The 24899-nt window shown below is 59.2% G+C and carries 22 protein-coding genes; 14 read left to right on the forward strand and 8 right to left on the reverse strand.

Annotated features, from left to right (window positions below):
* Positions 1–24 precede the first annotated feature (24 nt).
* From EPN93_00615 to EPN93_00625, 3 genes are all read left to right on the forward strand, one after another.
* Entirely contained in the window at positions 25–909 is an 885-nt protein-coding gene (locus EPN93_00615) for a hypothetical protein (GenBank protein TAL39780.1), read from the forward strand.
* A 338-nt stretch (positions 910–1247) separates the two neighbouring features.
* On the forward strand, positions 1248–1676 hold the full coding sequence (locus EPN93_00620) for a 4Fe-4S dicluster domain-containing protein (protein ID TAL39781.1): 429 nt from the start codon (positions 1248–1250) through the stop codon (positions 1674–1676).
* 174 nt (positions 1677–1850) lie between these two features.
* Positions 1851–3632, forward strand: coding sequence for a methyl-accepting chemotaxis protein (locus EPN93_00625; GenBank protein ID TAL39782.1), 1782 nt, complete (start codon positions 1851–1853; stop codon positions 3630–3632).
* A 13-nt stretch (positions 3633–3645) separates the two neighbouring features.
* Here the strand turns inward: EPN93_00625 and EPN93_00630 are convergent, their stop codons facing one another.
* On the reverse strand, positions 3646–3972 hold the full coding sequence (locus tag EPN93_00630) for an anti-sigma factor antagonist (protein TAL39783.1): 327 nt from the start codon (positions 3970–3972) through the stop codon (positions 3646–3648).
* 313 nt (positions 3973–4285) lie between these two features.
* On the opposite strand from EPN93_00630, the gene EPN93_00635 reads away from it, so the two are divergent.
* From EPN93_00635 to EPN93_00655, 5 genes are all read left to right on the forward strand, one after another.
* Positions 4286–5158 (forward strand): SDR family NAD(P)-dependent oxidoreductase, encoded by an 873-nt coding sequence (locus EPN93_00635; protein TAL39784.1) that lies wholly within the window; start codon positions 4286–4288, stop codon positions 5156–5158.
* Positions 5159–5289: 131 nt separating this feature from the next.
* Entirely contained in the window at positions 5290–5955 is a 666-nt protein-coding gene (gene yedF, locus EPN93_00640; GenBank protein ID TAL39785.1) for a sulfurtransferase-like selenium metabolism protein YedF, read from the forward strand.
* Positions 5956–6282: 327 nt separating this feature from the next.
* Entirely contained in the window at positions 6283–7467 is a 1185-nt protein-coding gene (locus tag EPN93_00645) for a 2-hydroxyacyl-CoA dehydratase (protein TAL39786.1), read from the forward strand.
* Positions 7468–7841: 374 nt separating this feature from the next.
* A complete protein-coding gene (locus tag EPN93_00650; protein TAL39787.1) occupies positions 7842–8252 on the forward strand; it encodes an Hsp20/alpha crystallin family protein in 411 nt (136 codons plus the stop codon).
* A 12-nt stretch (positions 8253–8264) separates the two neighbouring features.
* Positions 8265–8639, forward strand: coding sequence for an Hsp20/alpha crystallin family protein (locus tag EPN93_00655; protein ID TAL39788.1), 375 nt, complete (start codon positions 8265–8267; stop codon positions 8637–8639).
* Between the two features lie 77 nt (positions 8640–8716).
* On the opposite strand, the gene EPN93_00660 is transcribed toward EPN93_00655, so the two are convergent.
* On the reverse strand, positions 8717–10327 hold the full coding sequence (locus tag EPN93_00660; protein TAL39826.1) for a VWA domain-containing protein: 1611 nt from the start codon (positions 10325–10327) through the stop codon (positions 8717–8719).
* Between the two features lie 363 nt (positions 10328–10690).
* Between EPN93_00660 and EPN93_00665 the strand changes: the two genes are divergently transcribed.
* The 4 genes from EPN93_00665 (at position 10691) to EPN93_00680 (ending at position 14974) form a co-directional block, all read left to right on the forward strand.
* The gene (locus EPN93_00665; GenBank protein TAL39789.1) at positions 10691–10885 is read left to right on the forward strand and encodes a hypothetical protein; all 195 of its coding nucleotides are present in this window, start codon (positions 10691–10693) and stop codon (positions 10883–10885) included.
* A gap of 1 nt (position 10886) precedes the next feature.
* A complete protein-coding gene (locus EPN93_00670; GenBank protein TAL39790.1) occupies positions 10887–11654 on the forward strand; it encodes a hypothetical protein in 768 nt (255 codons plus the stop codon).
* A gap of 97 nt (positions 11655–11751) precedes the next feature.
* A complete protein-coding gene (locus EPN93_00675) occupies positions 11752–13092 on the forward strand; it encodes an acetyl-CoA decarbonylase/synthase complex subunit gamma (GenBank protein TAL39791.1) in 1341 nt (446 codons plus the stop codon).
* A gap of 4 nt (positions 13093–13096) precedes the next feature.
* Complete coding sequence (locus tag EPN93_00680) at positions 13097–14974, forward strand: DUF4445 domain-containing protein (GenBank protein TAL39792.1); 1878 nt, start codon at positions 13097–13099, stop codon at positions 14972–14974.
* A 126-nt stretch (positions 14975–15100) separates the two neighbouring features.
* Here the strand turns inward: EPN93_00680 and EPN93_00685 are convergent, their stop codons facing one another.
* The 6 genes from EPN93_00685 to EPN93_00710 all read right to left on the reverse strand — a co-directional run bounded on the left by EPN93_00685 (position 15101) and on the right by EPN93_00710 (position 23971).
* Positions 15101–16450 carry a 4-hydroxybutyrate CoA-transferase gene (locus EPN93_00685; protein TAL39793.1) on the reverse strand — a complete coding sequence of 450 codons (1350 nt, stop codon included), beginning with the start codon at positions 16448–16450 and terminating at the stop codon, positions 15101–15103.
* A 487-nt stretch (positions 16451–16937) separates the two neighbouring features.
* Complete coding sequence (locus EPN93_00690; protein TAL39794.1) at positions 16938–19028, reverse strand: DUF1566 domain-containing protein; 2091 nt, start codon at positions 19026–19028, stop codon at positions 16938–16940.
* Between the two features lie 45 nt (positions 19029–19073).
* Positions 19074–20048: a hypothetical protein gene (locus EPN93_00695; protein TAL39795.1), complete on the reverse strand. Its 975-nt coding sequence runs from the start codon at positions 20046–20048 to the stop codon at positions 19074–19076.
* Between the two features lie 117 nt (positions 20049–20165).
* Positions 20166–21395 carry a hypothetical protein gene (locus EPN93_00700; protein ID TAL39796.1) on the reverse strand — a complete coding sequence of 410 codons (1230 nt, stop codon included), beginning with the start codon at positions 21393–21395 and terminating at the stop codon, positions 20166–20168.
* A gap of 78 nt (positions 21396–21473) precedes the next feature.
* Positions 21474–22136 (reverse strand): response regulator transcription factor, encoded by a 663-nt coding sequence (locus EPN93_00705; GenBank protein TAL39797.1) that lies wholly within the window; start codon positions 22134–22136, stop codon positions 21474–21476.
* Positions 22112–23971, reverse strand: coding sequence for a PAS domain-containing sensor histidine kinase (locus EPN93_00710; protein TAL39798.1), 1860 nt, complete (start codon positions 23969–23971; stop codon positions 22112–22114). The genes EPN93_00705 and EPN93_00710 overlap by 25 nt, the downstream gene beginning before the upstream one ends.
* A gap of 115 nt (positions 23972–24086) precedes the next feature.
* Here EPN93_00710 and EPN93_00715 point away from each other — a divergent pair, with 115 nt between their 5' ends.
* Entirely contained in the window at positions 24087–24296 is a 210-nt protein-coding gene (locus EPN93_00715) for a hypothetical protein (GenBank protein ID TAL39799.1), read from the forward strand.
* Positions 24297–24527: 231 nt separating this feature from the next.
* Positions 24528–24881 carry an STAS domain-containing protein gene (locus tag EPN93_00720; protein ID TAL39800.1) on the forward strand — a complete coding sequence of 118 codons (354 nt, stop codon included), beginning with the start codon at positions 24528–24530 and terminating at the stop codon, positions 24879–24881.
* Positions 24882–24899: the final 18 nt, after the last annotated feature.

Here is a 24899-nt window from a genome sequence, read left to right on the forward strand (position 1 = left end):
TTTAATCACACCCGGAGGTATGCGATGAAAAAGATACTGGCGGCGATCGTAGCGATCCTGCTCGCGACGGGCGCCTTTTCTTCACTCTATGCCCTGGACCTGATCCTGGGCGCGCGGGGCGGCTATTTCCTGTGGGACCCGCTCATCAAGGATATCGGTCCGGAGCAGTTCAATGACATGGGGATGGGCGACGGCGCCATGTACGGCCCCCTCGCGAGCCTGCTTTTCACCCCGGAGTTGTCGTTCTCCCTATCGGGGCTGTACGGGTCGCAAAAAGCGGAAGACACTTCCTATGACAAGCCGCACGATCCCGGAACGGCGCGGACCACAAAATTCACCTTCACCACGAAACGGATCGATATCGACAGCGCCTTCATCTATCGCCTGACCGAGTCGTTCAAGGTATTCGCCGGGTACAAGCTGTACTCCCTGAACTCGAAATTTTCCCAGATTGAAATAAACCTGGCGACCCCCGACAACTTCAACAGTGTGTACGTGGAAGACCTCAACATCAACCAGCTCTTCCACGGCCCGGGGCTCGGGGTGGGTTACTCCCTGCCGTTTGGCCGGAACTACTTTTTCGCGGCAAACCTGTCCGCGATCTATATGTGGGGGGATTTTGAGATGAACCCGCAAAAGCGTTACAGCTACAACACCGTGGGCGCTCCCCGGAACAACCAGGGGGTGGAAAAATTCACCAGCCCGATGCAGCTCTACGGATTCAATTTCGAGCCCACGGTGGGAATCATGCCGGGAGAGGGTCTCCCGATCGTCACGCTGGGACTCAGGATCCAGATGAACCGCATCCGCTTCGTGGGGCTTTCGGCCGCCGAGGCGAGCGATATTACCTCCGGCTGGATGGATGACCGGTTGTACGGGATATTCGTGAGCGTGATGTATACGTTGTAAGGCGCAGCGCCGTACCGCACGCTGCCGCGATGCATTTGGTGAGGGTCATCTTCCATTAAGCGGCCGCACGGATTGATGGGGGACAATTTTTTGTTGCAATAGAGGGCCCCCTGCGTACTCCTGAAATGCGCGCGGCAGGGCACAGTGCCCGCTCCGAACGGGAACAGTAAAGTCAGGGGTGTCCGATATTTCAGGCCGCCGGATTATGCGGTTTCCCCGTAAATCAGGGCCGGATTCGGGCACGCGGGCGAATCGGCGCCCGAATCCGCGGCGTAAAAATCGCGCCCGGCGCCGGGATCGCGCAATTCCGCGCTATACTTGCTTTTCAGAGGTCGACCATGAATTCCAGGAACGTGCTGCTCATATTCAAGCAGAATATAATGTACAAGCCCCTCATATACCGGCTCGCGACCGAACACCACATCGTCTTCAACGTGCTCGAGGCGAAGATACTTCCCAAGCAGGAGGGGCGCCTCATCCTGGAGCTGGCCGGCACCCCCGAGCAGATCGAACAGGGAATCCGCTACCTTGAATCCGAACAGGTGCAGGTTGAAGTCCTCGCCGACAAGATGAAGCGGGACGAGACCCGGTGCGTCATGTGCGGCGCCTGCACCGCCGTGTGCCGCACCGACGCCCTCTCCATCGAACGCCCGGGGATGGAGGTGCGGTTCGACCCCGACCTGTGCGTCGCCTGCGGGATGTGCAAGATCGCCTGCCCCGTGAAGGCCATGTCGGGCATCTCGATCGACAAGGACTTCGATCTCTGATCCCTGTCCCCGTTTATTGATCCGCACTATCATACCCGGCCGTTCCGTGCGGTTCCGCCCCGCGGGGTGGCCCGCCGGATCCGGCGTCATACAAATTGAACGAAAAAATAATCAAATCTTCATATTCTGGGCATATAAGGATGTTCATTCTCCCTAGTCCGTCGACGCACCCCCATGATCACCTTGTTTCAGGTTTTCATGAATCACGGATACACGAGGACCCGTACCGATATGGCCAGATTCTGGAATCGACTCCCCATTCGCGGCAAGATAATCACCATTGGCGTGTTCGTCATTCTCCTGTTTTCATCGTTTCAATTCCTGTATTTTATTCCCGCCATGCGCGCAACCATTCTGCAGAAGGAAGAGGAAAAGGTAAGGAGCCTCATCAAAACGGCGTATAGCATCGCCGCCACGTATCACCTCAAATCCGGCATGAAGCTCATGGACGAGGAGAAAGCGAAGACGGAGGCCCAATACCAGTTCAACAAGATGCGTTTCGGCGACGACGATACGGACACCCTCCTGGTGATGAACGCCGATTCCATGGCCATGGTCTTCCCTTACCGGAGCGATCTCGAGGGCGTCATGCTGCGCGATTATCCCGGACCCGACGGCTCCTTCCCGTTTAAAAAATTAATGGAGGCGGTACGGTCCGGGGATAACGGCGAGGGCGCGCATATATTCCAATGGCAATGGAAAAACGAGCCCGCGCGCATCGAACCCTATCTCGCCTATGCCAAGGAATTTAAAGAATGGGGCTGGATGCTGGTAACGGGGGCATATCTCAACGAGCTGGAAAACAAGGTGCTCAAGGCCTATCTCGAGACCGCGGGCATCACGGGGATTATTATAATCATTGCCGCCGTTTTTCTCTTTTTCGCGGCCGGCCGCATCGCCACACCCATCAATGTCATGGTTGAAAGCCTTAAGACCTGCGATTTGAACACGACGCTCACCGCCGAAAGCCAGGACGAAATCATGGACATGGCGGAGGCCTTCAATGCGTTTACCCGGCAGCTCAGGGACGTCGTTGTGGGGATACGCGAATCATCGAATACCCTGGCGGCATCGGCGGAGGAGATGTCGGCGGTAAGCATGGCCTTTTCCCAGAACGCCATCGACCAGAACTCCAGCGCCGACCGGGTCACCATAACGATCGGCGAGATCACCAACGAAATGGACCGCATCGCGACCGACATAGACAAGGAATTTGAAAACCTCAAGGCGATGATCCTCAATATGGACAAGCTTTCTCATCTTATCAACAATTTGAGCGCGGAGACCCGGAGCGCCCAGGAAGTCATACGACGGATAACCGGCCAGGCGCGCGAGGGCGAGTCCGCCCTGGGTGAGATGAACGAGAGCATGAAGAAAATCGGCAATTCATCGCTCGAGATGAACGGAATCACTACCATTATAGGCGATATATCCGACAAGATAAACCTGCTTTCGCTCAACGCGGCCATCGAGGCCGCCCGGGCCGGACAGGCGGGCCGCGGCTTCGCCGTGGTGGCCGACGAAATCGCCAAGCTCGCCGCCCAGACGGCGGCGAGCATCAGGGATATAACCAGGATCATCGCCGAAAACGACGGGGAGATCAACGGCGGCTTTGCGAGGGTCGAAAGGACCATTAATGCCATGAGGACGATTATCGACGGCGTGAACGCCATCGGTCAGATGATCGAGGGAATCGGCCGGATGGTCATGGAGCAGGTGGGCACCAAGGAGGACGTCCAGCAGGAGGCCAATGAGATCCAGCTCATGTCCGAGGGGATCAGGATGACGACCAAGGTGCAGCGGATCGCGATAGAAGACATCAAGAGGCTCATCGCCAACATTACCGCCAGCAGCAACAGCATCACCGCGGGCGCGGAAGAGCTGGCGAGCAGCACCGAAGAGGTCGCCGGAATGGCCGAGACCTTCCGGCAAAAGGTCGACGGATTCAGGATATGATCGGCCGCAATCGTCAGGCGTTTTCAATCGTGAAGTCCCGGTCAAGGCCGGACGTGCGCAGAACCCCCGCGATTCCGGGACTCGGATTCCTGAGGATGGTCCGAACGCCGTTTCTGCCGAGCCTTATATGCGTGCGCACCAGGAAGCCCAGGACCGTGGAATCAATCTGCTCGACATTGTGGAGAAGAAAGGCGACCCTGCGTGCGCCGCTGCCGGACTTCTCGAATTCTCCTGCAAAGGTCTCGGTGATATCCGCGGCGCAAAAGATATCAAGCTTTGCCGTCAGGAATGAAACCTGGAACTCATCGCCCTTGCGGGTACATCGTATTTTATCGCTCATGCTTATTCCCTTGATCAAACCATGAAATGAATCCCGCCTGTCAACGCATCAGGCGTCTCGTTCTAATCGTATAAGGCTATCGGCGCGCTGTCAGCTTTGTATGAAATTTTCGTAAATAATTCGTTTCCCCGCGATTTCGCGGCATTCTTTTCCGATCCGGATTTTGTTTTCCCCGCGCCCGGGATTATTATTATACATTAAGCCGCTGCCGTCAGGATAGTCGCGTTTTCGAATTGCATGGATCCCAACCTGGCTGAAGACGGAGGCCGGATGGCCGGCCGTTGTATGAGGCAGACAACAGGAGGAAACCTAAATGTCAAAAAAAATCATTATTACCGGGGCGAGCGGGGGTTTCGGCCGCCTTACGACCTCGACGCTGCTGCGCAAGGGTCATACCGTAATCGCCGCGATGCGGGACCCCTCGGGAAAAAATAAGGGGGTGGCCGATACGCTCACGCGTGAAGGTGCGCGTGTCGTCGAAATTGACGTGACCGACGATTCAAGCGTCGTCAACGGAATGGAAAACGCCCTCGAATGGAGCGGGGGGATCGACGTGGTTGTGAACAACGCGGGCGTGGGCGTGCTCGGGTTCCAGGAAACCTTTACCTCAAAGGACTGGAAGCGCCTGTTCGACATCAACGTGTTCGGCGTGCAGCGTGTCAACCGCGCCATTCTCCCGCACATGCGTGCGCGTCACGCGGGGCTCCTCATCCACATCTCGAGTCTCCTGGGACGCATGGTCCTTCCCTACTTCGGGGCATATTGCGCCTCAAAGGCGGCGCTCGAGGCGCTCGCGGACGCCTACCGCATCGAGCTCTCATCCTGGGGGATCGAGTCGGTCATCGTGGAGCCGGGCGCGTACGGGACCGGTTTCGAAAAGCACCTTATGCGCCCGTCGGACGAGGAGCGCAGGAAGGACTACGGCGCGATGGCCGACGACCCGGAGCGGCGCATTGAATCTTTTGGTAAGATGTTCGAGGGTCCCCAGGCGCCCAACCCCCAGTGGGTCGCGGACGCCGTGGCGGGCCTGGTCGATATGCCCCGCGGTGAGCGGCCGTTCCGCACTACGGTCGACCGACTGGGAATGGGCCAGGCGATCGAACCCTACAACAAATCTATAGAAGAGATCCAGAGACATATTTACAGCGCGTTCGGTATGGGCGAGCTGCTGAAGCTGAGCGCCTGAGATTGCGCGGGTGCGGTGTGCGCGGGTGCGCCTGCGCATCCGCCCGCGCTTCCTATTCATATTTTAGATAGTTTTCATTGATATTTTATCATTGACACCCCTGCCCTGCCGGCGTATCGGCAGAGGTACGCATGCCCCGCCGCCGCGGGTCCGCGGCGACGGCGGGCGTGCCGACATTTCGCCAGGGGGTTCTTTTCATGAAGGAGATCGACGCACGCGGGCTCGCGTGCCCGCAGCCCGTACTAAACGCCCGGAAGGCGCTCGACGAGCACGATTCCATAGTCATTCTCGTCGATTCCACGACCGCGGTCGAGAACCTGAGGCGCATGGCGTCCTCGCTCGCCTGCGGTTTCGAGCTTGCGCAGCAGGCGGGCGGATACCGCATCATGATCACGAAGACGCCGGCGACCGATACCGCCGTCGACGACATCGCCTCGTATACCCGCTGCGACGTGCCGGCGGCAGGCCCCACGGTCGTGGTGCTCTCCGGAAACACGATGGGCCGCGGCGATGACGAGCTTGGTTCGGTTCTGATCAGGAGCTTCGTCCACACCCTCGCCGAGACAGCCCGGCCCGACATCCTGGTCCTGTACAACACCGGCGTGAAACTCGCCGCCCGGGGAGCCGATACCGCGCCCGACCTGGCAGCCATGGAAACCGCGGGGACGAGGATTCTTGTCTGCGGGACATGCATCAACTACTTTGACCTCGCCGGCGCGCTTGCCGCGGGGACCGTCTCCAACATGTACGATATTACAGAAACCATGCTCGGCGCCGGAAGGCTTCTCAACCTGTAGGCGCGCCCGCAGGCGGCGCGGTACTCGAATTCCGCGTCAGCCCGCAGGGCGATCCCCCCATACCCCGTACCCTTACTATTACCCAAAAATTATCCGGCCATACACGCTACGGCTAAGGCGTGTAAGAACTCTCTTCATATCTCCTCTTCTCCCTTTCCGTTAATGGGCATGAATTTTCCCGGAATCGGGGTGCCCTTCCAACGGGCACTTTTATATCTATAATCTGAATTCATTATATTCAATTTATTAATATTTGACACGGCAGGGGCGTTTGTTAGCATGACCGGGCTTTTCATTCACGCGATTAACCACACATGGAGATACGGCATGAAACAGACGACCGAAGCATTGATAAAAGACGAATATACGGGCGCGCCTTCCAAGAGAGCCCTCGCCTACGTCCAGTCGAAGCGCGAAAATAAAGCGCCCGTCGTGGGAATCTACTGCGCCTACGCCCCGCTGGAGCTGGTGCGCGCGATGGACGCCGTCCCGGCGCTGCTGTGCGCGTTCGCGAACGGGCCCATAGAAAAAGCGGAGGCCGTGCTGCCCTCCAACCTGTGCCCACTCATCAAGTCGAGCTACGGGTTCATCATATCCGACACCTGCCCCTTCTTTTCCCTTTCGGACGCCGTTATCGCGGAGACGACCTGTGACGGTAAAAAAAAGATGTTCGAGCTGATCACCGGGTATAAGCCGCTCCACGTCATGGACCTCCCCCAGGTCCCGGACGCCGCCGAGGCCGAGCAGAACTGGACGGCGATGATTGGCAAGCTGAAAGCGTTCCTCGAGAATACCTTTAAGACGACCATAACCGACAAGCGTATCGAAGAGGAAATCAAGGACACCAATGAAAAGAACCGAATGATGAGAAAGCTCTTTTCCTACGCGTCGCGCGTGCCGTCGGCGATAGGATGGAGCGAGCTCTACGATATCATTTTCACCGCTACCCCGTCATCCGGGCGCGATTTAAAGCCCCTGCTCGATACCGCGTTCGCGCGGCTTGAAGAGCGCGTGGCGCGCAACGAGTGTCACGGCGCGCCCGGCGCGCCCCGCGTGCTCGTGACGGGGAGTCCCCTGGGAGGGGATGCCACGAAGGTATTCCGGGTGATCGAGGAGGCGGGCGGCGTAGTGAACGCGATCGACAACTGCACCGGCATGAAATGCTTCATGGACGACATAGAGGAGAACACCGGCAATCCGCTGGCCGCCCTCGCCCGGCGCTATCTGAAAATCCCCTGTTCCTGCATGACGCCGAACCGGCGGCGCCTGGACACCATGGACTGCCTAGTCGCCCAATTCAAGCCCGACGTGGTGGTGGACGTGGTCCTGCACGCCTGTCATTCCTACAATATCGAATCGCACAAGCTGGGGAAGCACGTCATGGAAAAACACGGACTGCCCTTTCTAAAAATCGTCACCGATTATTCCACCGGCGACATCGAGCAGCTGCGCACCCGCATCGAGGCGGTGCTGGAAAGCGCCCGGGCGCGCATGTCGGCGGCAGGCAGATAGCGTGCCCGGTGGGATTCGCGGGGATCGATTCTTCATTTTTTCCCCAGCTTTGCTCAATTTCAGGCGGATAACACCCTGGCTTCCCGCGAATCGGCCCCCAAATCCTCTAATCCCTGGCCGTTTAAGCTGAATCCCGAATTTTGTGCATTTTCCTAAAAATTTCTCCCCGATTGTTGCCGATTTTATGTTCTTTTGGTATATTACTAGTGTTAGCACTCATTATAGATGAGTGCTAACATACACTGGGTAGAGAGGAGGTCCATCATGAAATGGGGACTTGCAAAAAGGAGTGAAAAGCCGCTTTTTGCGAAGCGCCGGTGAAGCCGAAAAGCATCAAAATCGAACTGCAATAACGATCGAACAGGAGGCAGAATATGTACAGCACTTACGAAATTCTCGAGGATCTCTACGGGCTCAGCACCCTGGCCGACAGGGTTTTCAGTGAGTACCCGGTAAGCACGGGGCGGGCGGAGTTCCCGCGCGTAAACCTGGCGGAACACGACGACATTGTGGAAATCACCGCGATGATGCCGGGGGTAAGCCCCGGGTCCCTTAATCTTCAGTTGGTGGACAAGAGCATCGTCATCGAAGGCGAGAAGAAGGCCGACTATGAGGACCAGCCTTACCTCCGCAAGGAGCGCATGTTCGGAAGCTTCAAGAAATCGGTGACGCTGCCGTACGGCGTGGACCACGAACGTATCGAGGCATCGGTCAGTGAAGGCATACTCAGAATCAGGCTCCACAAGAGCGAAGACGCGAAGCCCAAGAAGATCGAAATTCATTAAAGGAGGAAAGATATGTCGAACGTAATTGTATCGGATAATAAGACCGCGACGGCACGCGAAGCGATAATGATCAGCCCGGCCGCGGACGTGTACGAAACCCCGAACGAGTATGTCATCAAGGCCGACATGCCCGGGGTGAGCAGGGAAAACCTGGAAATAACCGTGGAAAACAACGAGCTCAGGATCAGCGGCAAGATGGCGGACGTTGATCCCGAAAACCTGAGGTACACGGAATTCGGGCGTTACCAATACGGCCGCTCCTTTCAATTGGGAGACGGTATCGACCGCGAAAAGATTCAGGCGAGCCTGGCGAACGGTGTGCTCACCCTGACGCTGTCAAAGAGCGAGGCCGTGAAGCCGCGGAGAATCGAGGTCAAGGTGGCGTAATTACGAATTCCGGCTCCACAAAAACGAAGGCGCGGATATATATCCGCGCCTTCGTTTTTGTGTTCCGCGCCCGTATGTTATTTCCCGGCGATCGCGCGCGTCGCATCCACGAGCCGAATGAATTCGGCCCGGTAGCCCTCCGCGTCGCGCCCCTGCGCGGCGCGGGCGCGCTCGATCACGTCCGCGTAGCTCGAGCTTCCTTTGAAGGGGGAGTCCCTGAGAAGCATGCCGTACTGCGCCACCGCCGCGGCGTACCTTAAATTGGCGCTCTCCTTCCCGGGCTGCACCTCGTCCGCGTTCACCACGGTGGTAAGGAGTATGCTCTGGTCGGACTTCGGGGGCTTGTAACGGAACTTGAGCGTCATGATCTCGCCCCCGGTCTTCGCGGCATCGGTGAGGTTCGATGCCTGGTACTTGAGCGGATCGACACCGGGAAGCTGTATCTGCGCCCCCGCCGGCGTTATCTCGTACAGTACCGTCACCGAATGCCCGGAACCGAGCTCTCCCGCATCTTTCCTGTCGTCGTTGAATTCCTCGGCGCGCATGAGGCGGTTCTCGTAACCGACGAGCCGGTAGGCCTTCACCCGCGCGGGGTTGAACTCGGCCTGGACCTTCACGTCCTTCGCGATGGTGTAGAGCGTGGCGCCCATCTCCTGGACGAGCACCTTGCGCGCCTCGTGGATGGTGTCGATGTAGGCGAAGTTGCCGTTGCCCTTGTCGGCGATCTTCTCCATCTTCGCGTCCTTGTAGTTCCCCATACCGAAACCGAGCACGGTGAGGAAAATACCGTCCTTCCGCTTCTCGACGATCATGTTTTCGAGCTCGTCGTTGCTGGAGGCACCCACGTTGAAATCGCCGTCGGTGGCGAGTACCACGCGGTTATTTCCGTTGGGGAGAAAGTTCTCCTTCGCGACCGCGTACGCGAGCTGTATCCCCGCGCCGCCCGCGGTCGAGCCGCCCGCCCGCAGGTTTTCGAGGGTGTCGAGGATCATATCCTTCTTGTCGCCGGGCGTCGAGGGGAGCACCACCCCCGCCGCGCCCGCGTACACGACGATCGCCACGCGGTCCTTCGCGCGCAGTTGGTTCACGAGCAGCTTGAACGCGTTTTTCAGAAGCGGGAGCTTGTTCGCGGCGTTCATGGAGCCCGAAACGTCCAGGAGGAACACCAGGTTCGAGGGCGGCATCTGTTCGACCGGGATCTTCTTCGCCTGGAGGCCTATGAGCAGGAGCCTGTTCGCCTGGTTCCAGGGGCACGGCGCGAGCTCCGTGGTGAAGGAGAAGGGGGCGTCGTTCCCGGGCTGCGGGTATTCATAGGTGAAATAATTCAGCATCTCCTCGACGCGGACGGCGCCCTTGGGCGGCATCTGGTTCTGGGCCACGAAGCGGCGCACGTTGCTGTACGAGGCCGTATCGACGTCGGCCGAGAAGGTCGAGAGCGGGTTCTTCTGCGCGTCGAGAAATTCGTTTTCCTTAATGCTGTCGTATTCCTCGGTGTTGAGTTCCGTCTCGTCCTTCGCGCGCTCCTTCATCATGTCCATCCTGGGCGCCGATTTGCCGGCCTTCGCGTCTTTCGATTGGGCCGCGTACTGGGGCGCGTACATCTTCTCCGCCCGTTTTCCCTGGCCGCCCAGGTTGGGCCCCCCGCATGAAAGCATGAACGCCGCGGTGACGACCGCGGCGACGACCATACGCCGGGTTCCCGAAGGGCTCTGACCCCGACCGAACGGCATAGCTCCGGCGATGGATGATATGGTACTCATATATCCTCCCAAAATTTCAGGCGCCTCCTGCCGGCTCGAATTCAGCCGTGCAGCCGCACCCGGTTGAAGTACTGTACGGGAGGATTGGGGCGCCTGAGCACCTTATAGTTACGCGAGGGAATAATTTTTCGTGATCGCGCTCTGGTATCATCCGCAATCGTCCATGATCCGCATGAGATACACCCCGCTTTTATCTGAAAATTGCTTGATAATTGGATGCGCAGGGGTGCTATGACATCATGCATGGGTCTTACGGGACAGGGTCCCGTAAGACCGCGCCACAGGAGGAATATGCCCCACGTGCTCACCATCGCCACAATCATAGTGCTCGCGGCGCTTGCCGTCGTGGCCGTGATTCGGCCCCGCAAGGGGCTCGACGAGCCGCGCGTGCGGGAGCGCGACACCCGGCTCCGCACTATCGCAAAGGTGCTCTTTCCGCTCGCCCTCGCGCTCGTCGCGGTCAACATATTCATGAACAGGCGCTGACATGCCGGTCCGGCCCCGCACATCTCCGCGCGTATCGGCCGCGGGACGGCTCGCGATTGTGCTCCTTGCCGCGGCGTGCTCCCTGCCGCACCTTTCGTGCATGTCGTTCTGGAAATCGATCTATAAAACGCTCAAGGGCTCCAGGACCGTCGAGGAGGTGCTCGCCGATATCGGTCCCGGGGCCGAGGCGAGGCTGCTGCGCCGCTTCACGGATGCGGGAGAGGCATATCCCCCCGACGGGGCCTACCTGGTAGCCTACAAACAGGAGCGCGTACTCGAGCTGTGGGCGCGGGGGCCGATACGCACTACACTCGTGCACACCTATACCGTCACCGCCGCGAGCGGCACCCTGGGGCCAAAGCTCCGCGAGGGCGACCTGCAGGTGCCGGAGGGTATCTACGGCGTCATGGAGCTCGAGCCGAACAGCGACTACTACCTGGGCCTCAAGCTCGACTATCCCAATAGCACCGACCTCGCCAACGCGCGTGCGGACGGCAGGACAAATCCGGGGAGCGACATCTACATCCACGGGCGTGATTATTCCGAGGGCTGCCTGGCCGTGGGAGACCGCGCCATCGAGGAGTTGTTCACGCTCGCGGCGCGCACGGGCCCGGGAAAAATAAAAGTAATTATCGGCCCCCAACGTTTCGAAAACGGCATTCCCGTCCGCTCCGGGCTGCCTGGATGGACGGAAGCCCTCTACGCGGAGATCGAACGCGCGATCCGTGACGCGGGCCTCACGGAACGCGGCGGGCGGGTGCGGCCATGAAGATATCGGGAAGGCTCATCTGTCGTGGAGTGATGTAGCCGGGACGTCTCAACGTCGCAACAGCAGCGCTGATTTTTTTATTATCAAGGAGAAGAATATGGCCCTTACAGGATTGCAGATACAAAAGCTCCTCCCCGGCACAAACTGCCGGGAGTGCGGATCGAATACCTGCCTCGCGTTCGCGATGAAACTCGCGGCGAAAAAGGCGGAGCTCGCCGCCTGCCCATACGCCTCGGACGAGGCGAAGCGCGTCCTGGGCGAGGCGGGCGAACCCCCCGTGCGCAGTGTGGGACTGGGCCCGGATGGAAAGCTGGTGACGGGCGGCGAGACGGTGCTCTATCGCCACGAGAAAACATTCGTGAACCGCACGATAATCGCCGTAGCCGTGCCCGCCGATGCGCCCGAAGCCGAATTCGATCGCGCCCTGGAAGCGATACGCGCGTATCGCTTCACGCGCGTGGGCGAAACGTTCGGCATCGACATGATCGCGCTGGACGACCGGGGCGGCGACGCGACCGGCTTCACCGCGCGCGCGGGACGCGCGTTTGAACTATGCGGCCTTCCCCTGGTACTCAGGAGCGACCGCGCGGAGGTCCTCGCCGCGGCCGCAGGCGTGTTGAAGGGATCCGGAAGCGTGCTCGCGCCGGTGGGACCCGCAGACCCGCGGATCCTGGCCGACGCCGCGCGCAATGCGCACTGCGCGCTCGCCCTGACGGCGCCCGACCTGGATTCCCTGGCGGCGCTCGCCGGCGAGCTTCGCGAAGGCGGGATAAACGCCCTGCTCCTCAACTTTTCCACGCACTCACTCCTTGAAAAATTCCAGACGAACTCCATCGCGCGGCGGGCCGCGATCATGGACAATATCAAGTCCCTGGGCCTTCCCTTTATCTCGTTCATAGACGATGCGGACCTCCTGGACGGCGCGGCGCGCGCGGTGACCGGGATCGCGAAATACGACGGCGTAATAGTGCTTCCCTCATTCGATCCGGCCCTTATCGCGCCGCTCATGACGCTCCGCCAGAACGTCTTCACCGACCCGCAGAAACCCATCCAGGTGGAGCCCAAACTCTATCCCATAGGGGAGCCGGGCCCGGATTCGCCGGTTTTCGTCACCACCAACTTCTCGCTCACCTATTTCGTGGTTTCGGCGGAGATCGAGAACAGCGGGATAAGCGCCTGGCTCCTGGTGCCCGAGTGCGAGGGCATGAGCGTGCTTACGGCGTGGGCCGCCGGGAAGTTCGGCGCGACCTCGATCGCGAAGTTCATTCGAGAAGAGGGCATCGAGGAAAAGATTATGCGCCGAGACATCATTATCCCCGGCTACGTGGCCCAAATCTCGGGCGAGCTCGAGGAGGCCCTTCCCGGCTGGAAGGTACTCGTGGGACCGCAGGAGGCATCGGATCTGGAAAGCTACGTGAAGGCGCACGTGAAGGCGTAGCGCGATGCCCAGAATCCTCTTCATGCCCGCGAACCTTTCCGCTGAAGCCGCGCCGGGCACCCCACTCATCGAGGCCGCCCGCGCCGCGGGCGTTTCGATAGACCTCCCCTGCGGGGGAAAGGGCACCTGCGGCAAGTGCGCGGTACGGGTGGCGGACGGAATTATCGCGCATAACGACTCTTTCCCCTCAACCGAAAGCCCCGACGATCCCGGGACCGTGCGCGCCTGTGCATCGCTTGTCGCCGACGGGCCGGCCGTCATAGAGGTGCTCGCCACCCACGAAGCGGCCCTCATCGCGATGGACGGGGCGGGAGCCCCCGAGGAGTTGCCCGCACCGCTCGATCCCGACGGACCCCTTGCCGCAATCATCCGACTCAGCGTACCCGCACCCGGCGCGGACGACGGGCTTTCGGACATGGACCGGACCCTCAGGGCGCTCGCCGCGAAAGGCTTTGCAAACGGGCTGGGATTCTCGACCGGCGCCCTCCGCGCGCTCGCCGGCGAGCTGCGCGCGGAAGAGGGGAACCTGGCGGTGACCCTTACGCGCGAAGGATTTCCCCGCGTGATACGCGCGGTACGCGCGGGCTCTTCCCGGGGAAATTACGGGCTTGCCGTGGACCTGGGAACCACTACCGTCGCGGCGCTCCTCGTGGACCTGGAATCGGGGATACCGCTCGCTTCAAGGAGCGCGTACAATGGGCAGATACGCTTCGGGCGCGACGTGATCGGGAGGATCAATTTCGCGTCACGGCCGGGGGGGCTGGACGAGCTCGCAATGGCCGCGCGGGATTCCATCAACGGGATAATCGGCGCGCTCGCGGAGGCGAAGGGAATACATCCGATGGAAATCAACGCGGCGGTCATCTCCGGGAACACGGTCATGACGCACCTCCTCCTGGGACTCGTCCCCGAATACATCCGGCTGGCACCCTACACGCCCACGGTATTATCGGTCCCCCCGCTTGCCGCGCACGACGCCGGGATCCGCATCAATCCCGGGGCGGCGCTCGCGCTGTCGCCCTGCGTGGGAAGCTACGTGGGCGGCGACATTACCGCGGGACTGCTCGCGAGCGGCGTTGCGCGACAGAGCGAAGGGGTTTCCCTTTTCCTTGACATCGGCACGAACGGCGAGCTCGTCGTCGGGGGGCGCGAATTCCTCATGACCTGCGCGTGTTCCGCGGGACCGGCCTTCGAGGGCGGCGGCATCGACAGCGGCATGCGGGCGGCGCCGGGCGCGATCGACCGCGTGACGGTCGACCCGGAAAGCGGGGAACCGGCGGCGAACGTGATGGGCGGCGGTCCCGCGCGGGGAATATGCGGATCGGGCATGATCGCGCTCGTCGCGGAGCTCTTCCGTGCCGGGATGCTCGATCCCTCGGGGAAGCTCGTACGCGAGCCCGCGCGGGGGCGCGTCGCGGTCTCGGACAGAAAGGCGTCCTACCTGCTGGCGGATGAGGCGCCGGGCGGACGGACCGTGTCCATTTCGGAAAACGATATCGGGAACCTGGTGCGCGCGAAGGCGGCCATTTACGCGGCCTGCACGCTCGTCCTCTCGCACCTTGGCCTTGATTTCGGCGACCTCGCGCGCGTGTACGTCGCGGGAGGGTTCGGGAAATTTCTTGACCTGGAGCACGCGATCACCGTGGGGCTGCTTCCCGATCTCCCCCGGGACCGGTTCACCTACCTGGGGAACGCGTCGCTCCTGGGAAGCTACCGCGCGCTGGTATCGGAACGGGAGCGCGCGCTCCAGCGGGAGCTCGCCGCGCGCATGACCTACATCGACCCGGGCGCCGACCCCGCGTACATGGACCACTACACCGCGGCCCTCTTTCTTCCGCACACGGACGCGCGCAGGTTTCCGTCGGTGCGGATTAAAAAATAATTCAGCAGCGCGCAGATTTTCGTATTTGGGGTGTGCGTGTGGCGTGCGTGCGTGCCGTAGAGACGCGATTAATCGCGTCTCTACGGCACGCACGCACGAACGCCCCCCTGACCGGTCCGTTTCCCGTTACGCGACCAGCGCGTCCTCCTTGTGTCCCTTTGTCCAGATACCCATGACCCCGGCTTCGCGTATCAGGTCTTCATGGAAGCTCGGGTGCGCGATCTCGATGAGCGCCTCGCAGCGTTCCCAGGTGCTCTTGCCCTTGAGCATCGCGATGCCGTACTCGGTGACGATATACTGCGCGATGGTACGCGGCACGGTCACGATGGTTCCGGGCGCAAGCGTAGGGCGGATCCGCGAGAGGATGTTCCCCTGCTTGTCCTGTTTCGTGGAGGACAGGCACAGGAATGACTTCCCGCCCTTCGAATGGAACGCGCCAAAGGCAAAGTCGAACTGCCCGCCGGTACCGGATATCTGCCTGGTGCCGCTGGACTCGGAGGCCACCTGCCCGTACAGGTCGACCTCGACCGCATTGTTGATCGAAACCACCTTATCGTTAAACGCGATGCGCACGGGATCGTTCGTGTAGTCCGCCGAATAGCTCGCACAGGAGGGGTTCCGGTCCAGGAAATCGTAGAGCCTCCTGCTCCCGAGCGCGAAGGTGTAGACGATCTTCCCCGGATCGATCGATTTCCGGCGGTTGGTCACGCAGCCCGATTCGTACATGTCCACATAGGCGTCCACGAGCATCTCCGTGTGCACGCCCAGGTCCTTCAGTCCGGAGTCCGCGATCATCATGCCCACGGCATTGGGCATCCCGCCGATCCCCAGTTGTATGCAGGAGCCGTCCTCGATCTGCGCGATAATGCGTTCGGCGATACGCCGGTCCGCCTCGCTCACCGCGGCGGCGGGCACGCTTATGAGTGGCGCGTTGTCGGATTCGACGATGCAGTGAACGTCCGAGATATGGATGCCCTCGTTGTGGCCGCCGTGGCAGTACGGAACGTTCGTATTCACCTCCACGATCACTATAGAGGCGCTCTCCGCGATGGCGCGGGTGATCGAATTTGAAGGCCCGAAATTGAAATAGCCGAACCGGTCCATGGGCGCCGCCTTCACCATAAACACGTCGGCCCGCAGGTGCCGGTAGTAGTCCGCCCCCTCGTGGTAGTTGAGCGGTATGTAGTTGCAGAGCCCCCTGTCGTGAAGCATACGGTCCCCGCCGGAAAAATGCCAGTTGTTGTACGTGAACGACCGGCGCGAGGGATCGGCCATCGCGACTGCGGCCAGACCGGGATAACAGACCGCGCGCACCTTGACGTCGCGCAATTCCTTCACGCGCTTCGCGAGCACCGGGTCCAGGTACGTGGGCGAACAGGCGAAATGCCCGTAGTCGACCCAGTCGCCCGACTTCACCAGCATGACCGCCTCTTCCGCGGTTGAGAGTTTGTTCTTATATTCCTCTGTGTAGTTCATATGCGTCCCCCCTTGTGAAATATATTTCCTGAGCGCCAAGGTAACTCGATTCGCACGCTTTGGGAATCGGCGGCGGGATTGGAACCGTGGGGGCGATAGGCTTTTTATTCAATAGGTGGAAGACCTATGCGCGAAGGGCGCGTGGGAAAGGATTAAAGAATTTGGGGGACCGATATTTTCAAAGGGGCGTGAAATCGCCGGAAGGCATTTCGGGGGATTCAGACATTGCGCATCTCGGATGAAGGGGTATCCCGATCCCCTGTATTTCGAGATGAATCACAACACGGCACGTATCCCACGACCCGGCTTCTCCTATATTGCACACCATGCCCGATACCGCATTGTGGCATAGTGGGAAAAAATACCGGCAGCCGCGGTTTGAATCCGACGACAGCCGGGGTGTGAGCTCTATATTTTAGTCAAACGTTATCGATATCAGTGCTTTCCTGCATTATTATCGACGTCAATGTAATGCACTTAAACAGCCTTAAAATGCCCGTACAGCCCTGACATAGTATTGATTGGACTTAAATGTCGTACCGGTACTGCCATCACTAAAATAGTAGTACCAGGCGTATATATTCGTGCCGCTTTCGGACGAGCTCCAATATACGCCGGACGAAAATCCGCCGACCGAGTACGCTTTTAACTGCGTATACATTAATCCCAATTCATCTTTAGACGGCAAAAACCAATCGCTATATCCACCAGTAACCAGATTAATGCAAATATGTGCCGCCAGCAAGGTGGACGAACAATAATTATCTATATCGATTGTATTCTGGTTTCCGGTCCCGACAGCCGTTCCATCGGCCCCCGGTATCAGGTAACTGTCACAATCGTTCCCCGTACTATCTCCCCACGACGCCGCCGTACTCTGGTCGCTGGCAGCCGCCTCAAGGTAACGCCAGCCGTTCGAATAGGAACCTTTATCATAAAATACCAGGCCGCCTCCCGGTCCGGTATCGCGGAGGCTGTAATTGTACGTCCATTTCGCATATAAGGTTACATTGCTGGTACCCATCGGGAACGTTTGCGGATTCCAATAGGTAGTTCCTTTCCCATCGGTCTGGGTATTCCAACCTGCAAATGAATAATTTGTTTTCGTAAGCGTGCCCTGACCCAGGACCGTCACCGTTTGCCCTACTGAATAGTTGGCAGTACCATCGGTCGGCGGGCTCCCCCCGGTGTTGGTATTTCCATCATAGGTAACAATAGTGCCGATCCTATAGGAAATGTTCTGGGAACCGAATGTGTATCCATCGAATGATGCGATGAAACCGCTGACGCCGACTACAACCTGGGACCCTCGGGTAAAATCGGAAGCCGGATTTATCGTTAATTGCGTATCTCCGCTCCATGATAAGAGTGCAAAATTCGAAAGATTGCTGTAAGTGATTCCGCCCGCAACCACGCTCCAGCCGTTATCCGCCGTTTCCACGCCTTCGCTGAACGTGATGACAATATTGGCGTCCGGGGCGATGCCGCTGGAGCCATTAGACGGGGAAAAGGAGGCGCTCATGGGAGCATTCACATCTACCGTTGAAACAGACTGCGTCTTCGTGACGACACCCGCACCGGATGCAGTGATGACGACCGATTCACCTGTCATATTTGCATCTTCCTCACCGATGACAGTGACCTCCTGTTCCGTCGTCGCATCCCCTGGGTTGAAAGTAAGCTGGTCGGGTGAAATGGTCAGGGATGCGGGGATAGACGAAGACAGATCGACGATACGCTGGACCCCGGGATTCCCGGAAAGCTTTACGGTTATCGTCGCCGTGGACAGTTCATCGACCGAGGTCGCGCCGCCAAAGACTACCGTAGTATCATTATCGTACGTTGCAATATCATGTGTCATGTCCACCAGGCCGGGGGCAGTCGCGGTGATAATCGCGGTTTCGGTGACGTCATTCGCGTCTTCAATTCCGCTGGTCGTTATATTCTGAACGACACCGTAGTTCGCCTGGGTGAATACGACTGACGAGGAGCCCAAAGAGACCGAACCGGGGATTGATGAAACGAGATTTACGGTAATTTCGTTCACGGGGTCTTTTGTGAGCTTCACGCCTATTGTTCCCGTACCGCCCTCGGCCAGCGTGCCGCTTCCGCTCAACACGATATTGACCGCATCTTTATCGACTGCCCTTATATTAAAGGAAACTTCCTTCGTAAATTCCGACGTTATCGAGATCGTGCTCCATTCCGATACGGCATTGGGATCGGTGACCGCCGCAAGCGTCACATACTGCTCGACGAGGGAATTGGCCGGCGTAAAGGCAAGGTCGACGGAAGAAGCGCCGCTGCACGTAATTGCCGCGTTGCTGCTCGCAACCGTAAGGGTAAAATCGGAGTCGGCGATGGAAGCGAGCTTGATCCCGATTTGCCGTGATTCGTTGCTCTCTTCTTCGAGGTTCGACGGGGCGTTTGTAACCGTTACACTCCATTTGCTCGGCCGGTAATTCGGGCTTTTAGGGTCGTTCTCGTTCGTGCGTTCGAACATGTAGCATGAAAAGAACATGCCGCCTATTATGGTCATCGCTATAAAACAGGAAAATTGCTTTATCAGGGTCTTCATGGTATCGTCCTCCCGTGCCGCATGGAAAAAATTAAAATTCCGGAATCAGAACCGTATTCCACAGCTTACCCGCATCGCCTTCTCGGGCCGAGGGTCATGGAGCAGATAACCGGCATTGAACGCAACATAGTTGTGTTGCCCGCCAAACGCCGTCTTGTTCGATGAATCGGGTTTCGAAAATAATAAAACATCGATCCAGTTGACGAGAAACACCGCGCCCATTATCCCGGCTGCGCCCACGAACATGCCCGCTGCGTCTTTCTTGGCTTTGAACTTCTTGTCGAACTCCGATTGATCCGCCCCTCCCGGCACTGCGTCGTACGCCTTGGCGGCATCGGCATAATTGAGATAGGTGAATGCGGCGAACCCTGTCGCCAGCATGAAGCTGCCCATGTAAACGTAACCTTTCGTGTCGTGATCGGTGTAAAATTGCGCCCAGCCCGGAAACAGGGCCCGCGTATAATACCCGCCCGCGGTCTTCTTCGGGGTGAAATAATCCTGGTTGCCCTGTACGATATTCTCCGCAAGGCTCTTGGTGATCGCCATGGCGGCCTTGTCGACATCGTCCTCGGTGGGGGATTTTTCGTTTGCCGCGAAATCGGACGAGCCCTTTTCCACGTCCACGATCCGCACGGTTATCATGAGCGCCTGGCCCACGCGGTTGATCTCACCCACGAGAATCTTCTGCGCGGATAACAGCTTGCCCAATTGCACCGCGCACGACTGGTCCGTACACCCTGTCATCTGGAAGCCCTGCTCCTTGAGGATTTCCGACATTTGCGAGCGCTCCACGACGGTGAAAAGCCCCGTCTTCACCATTTCGGACCGGATAATATCGGTAACCGCGCTGGACACGATCTTCGAGACCCCTTTGGCCTCCAGGTCGATGACGGCGACCAGCATCTTTTCCGCGCGCGCGGCGACAGGCAAGATCAGCAACACGATCAAGATTAGGAACATGAGTGTACGCATGATGGACCATCCTCTGAATATTGGTTTTAAGTGCGCATTTCGAATCATCCACCGGTTTCGGGTAAGCCTTACAAACCGGAGGGATTCTAAGCCGCGGGCGCGGCTTTGTCATCGGGGTAAACCCTGAGAGGGCGTGAAATATTTTGAATATTGTTAAAAAATCGCCTAACCGGGCTGATTTTCGCCTAAAAAATGGCCCGCAAGCTCGATCCTGTTCTTCAGGCCCAGCTTGTTGAACACGCTCGTTATGTGCGTTTCGACGGTCTTGAGGGTGATATCAAGCGCTTCCGCGATCTCGCGGTTACCGTTGCCCGCGAGCACGAGCTTGATGACCTCCAGCTCGCGATCGGTGATCTTTTTCCGCTTCGCTGCGGCCAGGGCGTCCGATACCTCGTGCGCCACGAAAAGGTACCCCACCCTGTCCCCGAATTTATCACTGAACACCGAAAGGCTCACCCTCATGAGCGCGGTCGATTCCGCGGATGTCCTGAAATTCAGGAGGATATGCGCGGTTTCGTCCTCCGCGAGGACGCCAATCTGGCGGTCCAGTATCTCTTTTTCAACGATGATATCTTCAAGGCCCGCGGGGCTTGCGCCGATATTCAGTCGCGCGGACATGCTCTTGTTCATAATAAGAATTCTTTTTTCCGGGTCCGCCACCAGCACCATGTCGTTCAGCGCACCCAGTATCGCGCCCTGGAAATAATCGATGTTAATCCTCAGAAACCTGTAGCGCGCCATCGCGTACCATATCCCCGTGAGCCATATGACGCTGAAAATGGGTGAAATCGCGTAGGTCTTGTTTCCGAAAAAAAGCGGCACCAGGAAAGGTTCGATATTGTAGCTCAGGATCGTGGCCAGGATGGAAAAAAATATAATCCTGCTTTGCGCGCGCACCCTGCGGCTCGAAGTTTTACGCATGTTCAGGTAGAGCATCGCCAGGGACACGGCATAGTAGCTCAGGTAATTGGCCATGAGACAGTAAAAGGCCGTCGAGAAATAATCCGGCACCGCGATCCAGTATCTCCCTTCCCGGTAAAAATTGGCGAAGACGAGATGGTCCGATACGCTTATATACAGGAAAACGAACGAGGGGATGTAGGCGAGACAGATCAGGCGGTTCCCGAGCAGACCCGTGTACCTGCTCACGAAATGCAGGATGAAGGCATGCAGGAAAATGAATCCCGGCGAGCAAAGCTTGACCCAGAACACGACCTGGTCCCGGTTCCCGGCCGAATACCCGAACGAGGCGCCCAGGAGCCACACGGCGATCGACAGGCTGATCGCCAGGAAGAGCCGGTTCGCCCCCGACCTGGCGTCGTTTGAAATGATGTAAAGGCCCTCCAGCAGCGACGCGGTAAAGACCACTATGCCGGTAAAGGATAAAATATTCACACAGTCTATATATCTGGTTATGAAGATTCGCGCAACACATTAATGGGACCGATTACCAATAACGGCTCGTCTTCGCCCCTACGGCTCCCGGTCCTCGCGCTTCGCCCAGTCGATCGCGCGGCGGACCAGCTCCGCCGAGTTTCCTATTCCGAGCTTTTCCCGTATCTTGTCGCGGTAGGTGCCCACGGTCTTCACGCTCACGTTGAGCTTCGAGGCTATCTGCCTGCGCGCACATCCCCTGCCGACAAGCCGGAATACCTCGAGCTCCCTGTCCGAGAGCGCGGCGACGGGGTCGTCGCCCCCGCCCTGTGCCGGGGAGGCGAGCCGCCCCAGCATGCGCTCCACGACGGCCTGGCTCGCGAAGATCTTGCCCGCGAGCACCTGGCGCACGGCCTGGACCACGCTGCCGCTCATCTCCTGCTTCATGATGTAGCCGCGCGCCCCGGCCCTGAGCACCCTCTCGGCGTAAATGGATTCGTCGTGCATGGAAAGCACCAGCACCGGCAGGTCTTCATAGCGCTCGCGCACGTGGCGCAGCAGCTCCAGGCCGCTCGTGTCCCTGAGCGTGATGTCCACGATGACGAGGTCCGGCTTCAGCTTCGCGATGAGGCGTTCGGCCTCGAAGGCGTCCTCGGCCTCGCCGCACACGACCAGGTCCTTTTCCTCGCCCAGGAGCTGGGAGAGTCCCTTGCGGAAGATGGGATGGTCGTCGACTATCAGGATTTTTGACGTAGCGTGCATCGCAGTACCGTGCCCCCTCCCTCGCGCGGAAGAATATCGAACCCCCCGCCTATCGTCCGCGCCCTGTGGCGCATGATGCCCAGCCCCATCCCGCCCGCGCTCACCGTCCGGGGATCGAACCCGCACCCGTCGTCGGAGACCTCGATGACGATATCGTCCCCGGCGCGCGCGAGCCGCACCTCCACCCGCCGCGCGCGGCCGTGGCGCACGGCGTTTCCCACGGCCTCCTGCGTTATGTGAAACAGGTTGACGGCCGTGGTGTTGTCCGTGATGGCGACGTCCTCGTCGTGCGCGAAGACGCACTCGATCGAGAACGCCCCGGACACGGACGCCGCGAGCTCTCCCAGGGCCGCGACAAGCCCGTTTTCGTCCAGGTACACGGGGCACAATCCCCGCGCCAGGCGCCTCGTCTTCTCGACCGCCTCGCGAATAAGCTCCCCTATCTCGCGCGCGAGCTGACCCGTCCCCCTGGACCCGCGGGCAAGCCGCCTTCCCAGGAGCGCGGAAAGGGCTTCTATGCCGATAAGATGCTGCTGCAGATCGTCGTGCAGGTCCTGTCCGATTTTCCTGCGCTCCCGTTCGCTGATATTCACGAGCTCGCGTTCGAGCCTGCGCTGCTCGGTCACGTCCGCGAACACCGAGATGAGGCAGCCCGTCCCCTGCAGATCGATAAGCTCAGCCGAGTAGATGCCGGTGCGCATCTCCCCGCTGCGCACGCGGAACTGCACCTCGATGTTGTGAAGGCTTCCCTGCGCCCGGAGACGTCCCACCAGGTCCACCCGGTATTCCGCGTCCGGCCAGATGCGCAGGTCCGCCACCGTGTGGTCGATGATCTCACCGCGTTCCCAGCCCGTGATCTTCTGGAAGCTCTCGTTCACGTCGATAAAGCGCCCCTCCCCGATCGTGGTAATGGTCACGGCGACGGGGCTCGACCGGAAGGCCTTGGAAAATTTTTCCTCGGAAAGCGCGAGCGCCTTTTCCGCCTTCTTGCGCCCGGATATGTCGGTGAACACGGCGAAGCTTCCGGAAAAATTGCCCTTCGCATCGAACAGCGGCTTGGGCGATACGATGGTGTGGATCGGCTGGCCGCTCCTGTCCTTCCAGGCGACTTCATATGGCTCGTAGCGGTCGCCGCCCTTTTTTTCCATCTGCGCCTGCCACAGGGGACGATAGCGCTCTTCGAGCAGCTCGATCGTGGGCTTCCCCATGATCTCCTCCCTGGGGTAGCCCATCATTTCGCAGATGCGCGGATTCACATACGTGATCACCCCGTGCGCGTCCTGGATTCCCAGCCCCTCGTTCATCGTCTCCACGAGCAGACGGTAGCGCTCCTCGCTCTCCCTGAGCGCCTCCCCCGCGCGGATGCGCTCGGTGATGTCCATAAGCGAGGCGACGCTCTGCGCGGTGCCGGGAATCATGGCGACGGTCATGGCGCAGGTGCGCACCCCCCCGGACTTGTCGATGAGGCGGCACTCGTAGTTCCGCGGCGCGCGTTCCTCGCCGGAGCGCCGCAGCCGGTGGTATTCGAGCATGAAGCCCAGGTCCTCGGGGGCGATAAATACCTGCCAGCTCTTTTTTCCCTCGACCTCCCCGCGCGAAAAGCCGGAAAGCTTCTCGAATTCGGCGTTCACCATGGCGATGGTGGTATCCTCTTCGATGAGGATGGTCGCGGTCCCGGTATTCAGGAATATGGTGCGGTATTTCTTTTCGGAGACCTGGAGGGTCTCCTCGGCAAGGCGCATCTTCCGCTCGACGGATTCGAGCTCGCTTACGCGCTTCTCGAGCTCCCTGAGCCGATCCCCCCCTTCACCGCGCCCGGATGTCTCCTCCCGCACGTCCCGCCTCCCCCCGGATTATCCGCCGCGGAAAAAATGTTTGACAGCACGCGGCATACGAAATCCCTAATTGCTGAATCGCGCGCTGTAAACCACTTTTTCGGAGGTCCTCCGCATGCTCGTGCCGGGAAAAATGAAGATAGCCGACTGCACCTGCCTCCTGTGCGGCTCCAGGCTCGGGCTCACGATTTCATCGGTCGTGACGGGGGACAACCGCGGCGCCTGCCCCATGTGCGGGGAGCCTTTCCTGGTCAGCATTACGCGCGAAGAAATGGAACAATACATCGAGGCCGAAGAGGAGCGCCCCCTGCGCGAGGGCCGGTAAGTATTCCACCAGCCGGTTTCTCCGCCCACCCGGGCTTAAAAATTCGGAAAAATATGCCGTCTTCGAAAAAAAATCGCTTCCGGGAAAACATTTCTTGACAAATCGACTAATTATTAAATAGTATCGGCAGATGTGCATTAATGTTTGTTCATTTTATCAGAATCGTTTAAAATATAAAGAGTCATAATCTGCCCAATGCAGATGCTATCATCCATGTGAAAGCTGGTTCTCATGAAACGTCAGGTGGTATGGGTGCAGCGCGACGGCTGCATCGAGGTCGAAATCTGTACCGATTCCATCGACTTCTTCAACGCCTCGATCATCCTTAAAAGTATCCAGCACGTCCTTGAAGAGACCCGCTACCCCAACACCATCATCAACATGAAGAACGTGACCGATCTCAGCTCGACCGGGGTGGGCCTGCTCATGGAGATCAAGAGCATCCTCCTTCATAACGGAAGGGACCTCTCCATAGTCTGCGTCGACAAATCGATCCTCTCGGTCTTCTACATCACCAATATGAAGTCGTATTTCGATATCCGCACCCACCTGGAATCGGCCGCGCAGCAGTATGCGTGCGGCTAACCGCGTTCCCAACCGCGC

The organism is Spirochaetota bacterium, assembly GCA_004297825.1.
Taxonomy (GTDB): Bacteria; Spirochaetota; UBA4802; order UBA4802; family UBA5368; genus FW300-bin19.

What these genes read in the sequence shown, in the direction of transcription:
- EPN93_00715 (TAL39799.1), top strand. Translation starts at nt 24,087, where the DNA reads ATGCTCGTGCCGGGAAAAATGAAGATAGCCGACTGCACCTGCCTCCTG.
- EPN93_00630 (TAL39783.1), bottom strand. Translation starts at nt 3,972, where the DNA reads ATGAGCGATAAAATACGATGTACCCGCAAGGGCGATGAGTTCCAGGTT.
- EPN93_00690 (TAL39794.1), bottom strand. Translation starts at nt 19,028, where the DNA reads ATGAAGACCCTGATAAAGCAATTTTCCTGTTTTATAGCGATGACCATA.
- EPN93_00615 (TAL39780.1), top strand. Translation starts at nt 25, where the DNA reads ATGAAAAAGATACTGGCGGCGATCGTAGCGATCCTGCTCGCGACGGGC.
- EPN93_00635 (TAL39784.1), top strand. Translation starts at nt 4,286, where the DNA reads ATGTCAAAAAAAATCATTATTACCGGGGCGAGCGGGGGTTTCGGCCGC.
- EPN93_00695 (TAL39795.1), bottom strand. Translation starts at nt 20,048, where the DNA reads ATGATTCGAAATGCGCACTTAAAACCAATATTCAGAGGATGGTCCATC.
- EPN93_00650 (TAL39787.1), top strand. Translation starts at nt 7,842, where the DNA reads ATGTACAGCACTTACGAAATTCTCGAGGATCTCTACGGGCTCAGCACC.
- EPN93_00685 (TAL39793.1), bottom strand. Translation starts at nt 16,450, where the DNA reads ATGAACTACACAGAGGAATATAAGAACAAACTCTCAACCGCGGAAGAG.
- yedF (TAL39785.1), top strand. Translation starts at nt 5,290, where the DNA reads ATGCCCCGCCGCCGCGGGTCCGCGGCGACGGCGGGCGTGCCGACATTT.
- EPN93_00705 (TAL39797.1), bottom strand. Translation starts at nt 22,136, where the DNA reads ATGCACGCTACGTCAAAAATCCTGATAGTCGACGACCATCCCATCTTC.
- EPN93_00720 (TAL39800.1), top strand. Translation starts at nt 24,528, where the DNA reads ATGAAACGTCAGGTGGTATGGGTGCAGCGCGACGGCTGCATCGAGGTC.
- EPN93_00625 (TAL39782.1), top strand. Translation starts at nt 1,851, where the DNA reads ATGATCACCTTGTTTCAGGTTTTCATGAATCACGGATACACGAGGACC.
- EPN93_00675 (TAL39791.1), top strand. Translation starts at nt 11,752, where the DNA reads ATGGCCCTTACAGGATTGCAGATACAAAAGCTCCTCCCCGGCACAAAC.
- EPN93_00645 (TAL39786.1), top strand. Translation starts at nt 6,283, where the DNA reads ATGAAACAGACGACCGAAGCATTGATAAAAGACGAATATACGGGCGCG.
- EPN93_00665 (TAL39789.1), top strand. Translation starts at nt 10,691, where the DNA reads ATGCCCCACGTGCTCACCATCGCCACAATCATAGTGCTCGCGGCGCTT.
- EPN93_00680 (TAL39792.1), top strand. Translation starts at nt 13,097, where the DNA reads ATGCCCAGAATCCTCTTCATGCCCGCGAACCTTTCCGCTGAAGCCGCG.
- EPN93_00670 (TAL39790.1), top strand. Translation starts at nt 10,887, where the DNA reads ATGCCGGTCCGGCCCCGCACATCTCCGCGCGTATCGGCCGCGGGACGG.
- EPN93_00655 (TAL39788.1), top strand. Translation starts at nt 8,265, where the DNA reads ATGTCGAACGTAATTGTATCGGATAATAAGACCGCGACGGCACGCGAA.
- EPN93_00620 (TAL39781.1), top strand. Translation starts at nt 1,248, where the DNA reads ATGAATTCCAGGAACGTGCTGCTCATATTCAAGCAGAATATAATGTAC.
- EPN93_00660 (TAL39826.1), bottom strand. Translation starts at nt 10,327, where the DNA reads ATGGTCGTCGCCGCGGTCGTCACCGCGGCGTTCATGCTTTCATGCGGG.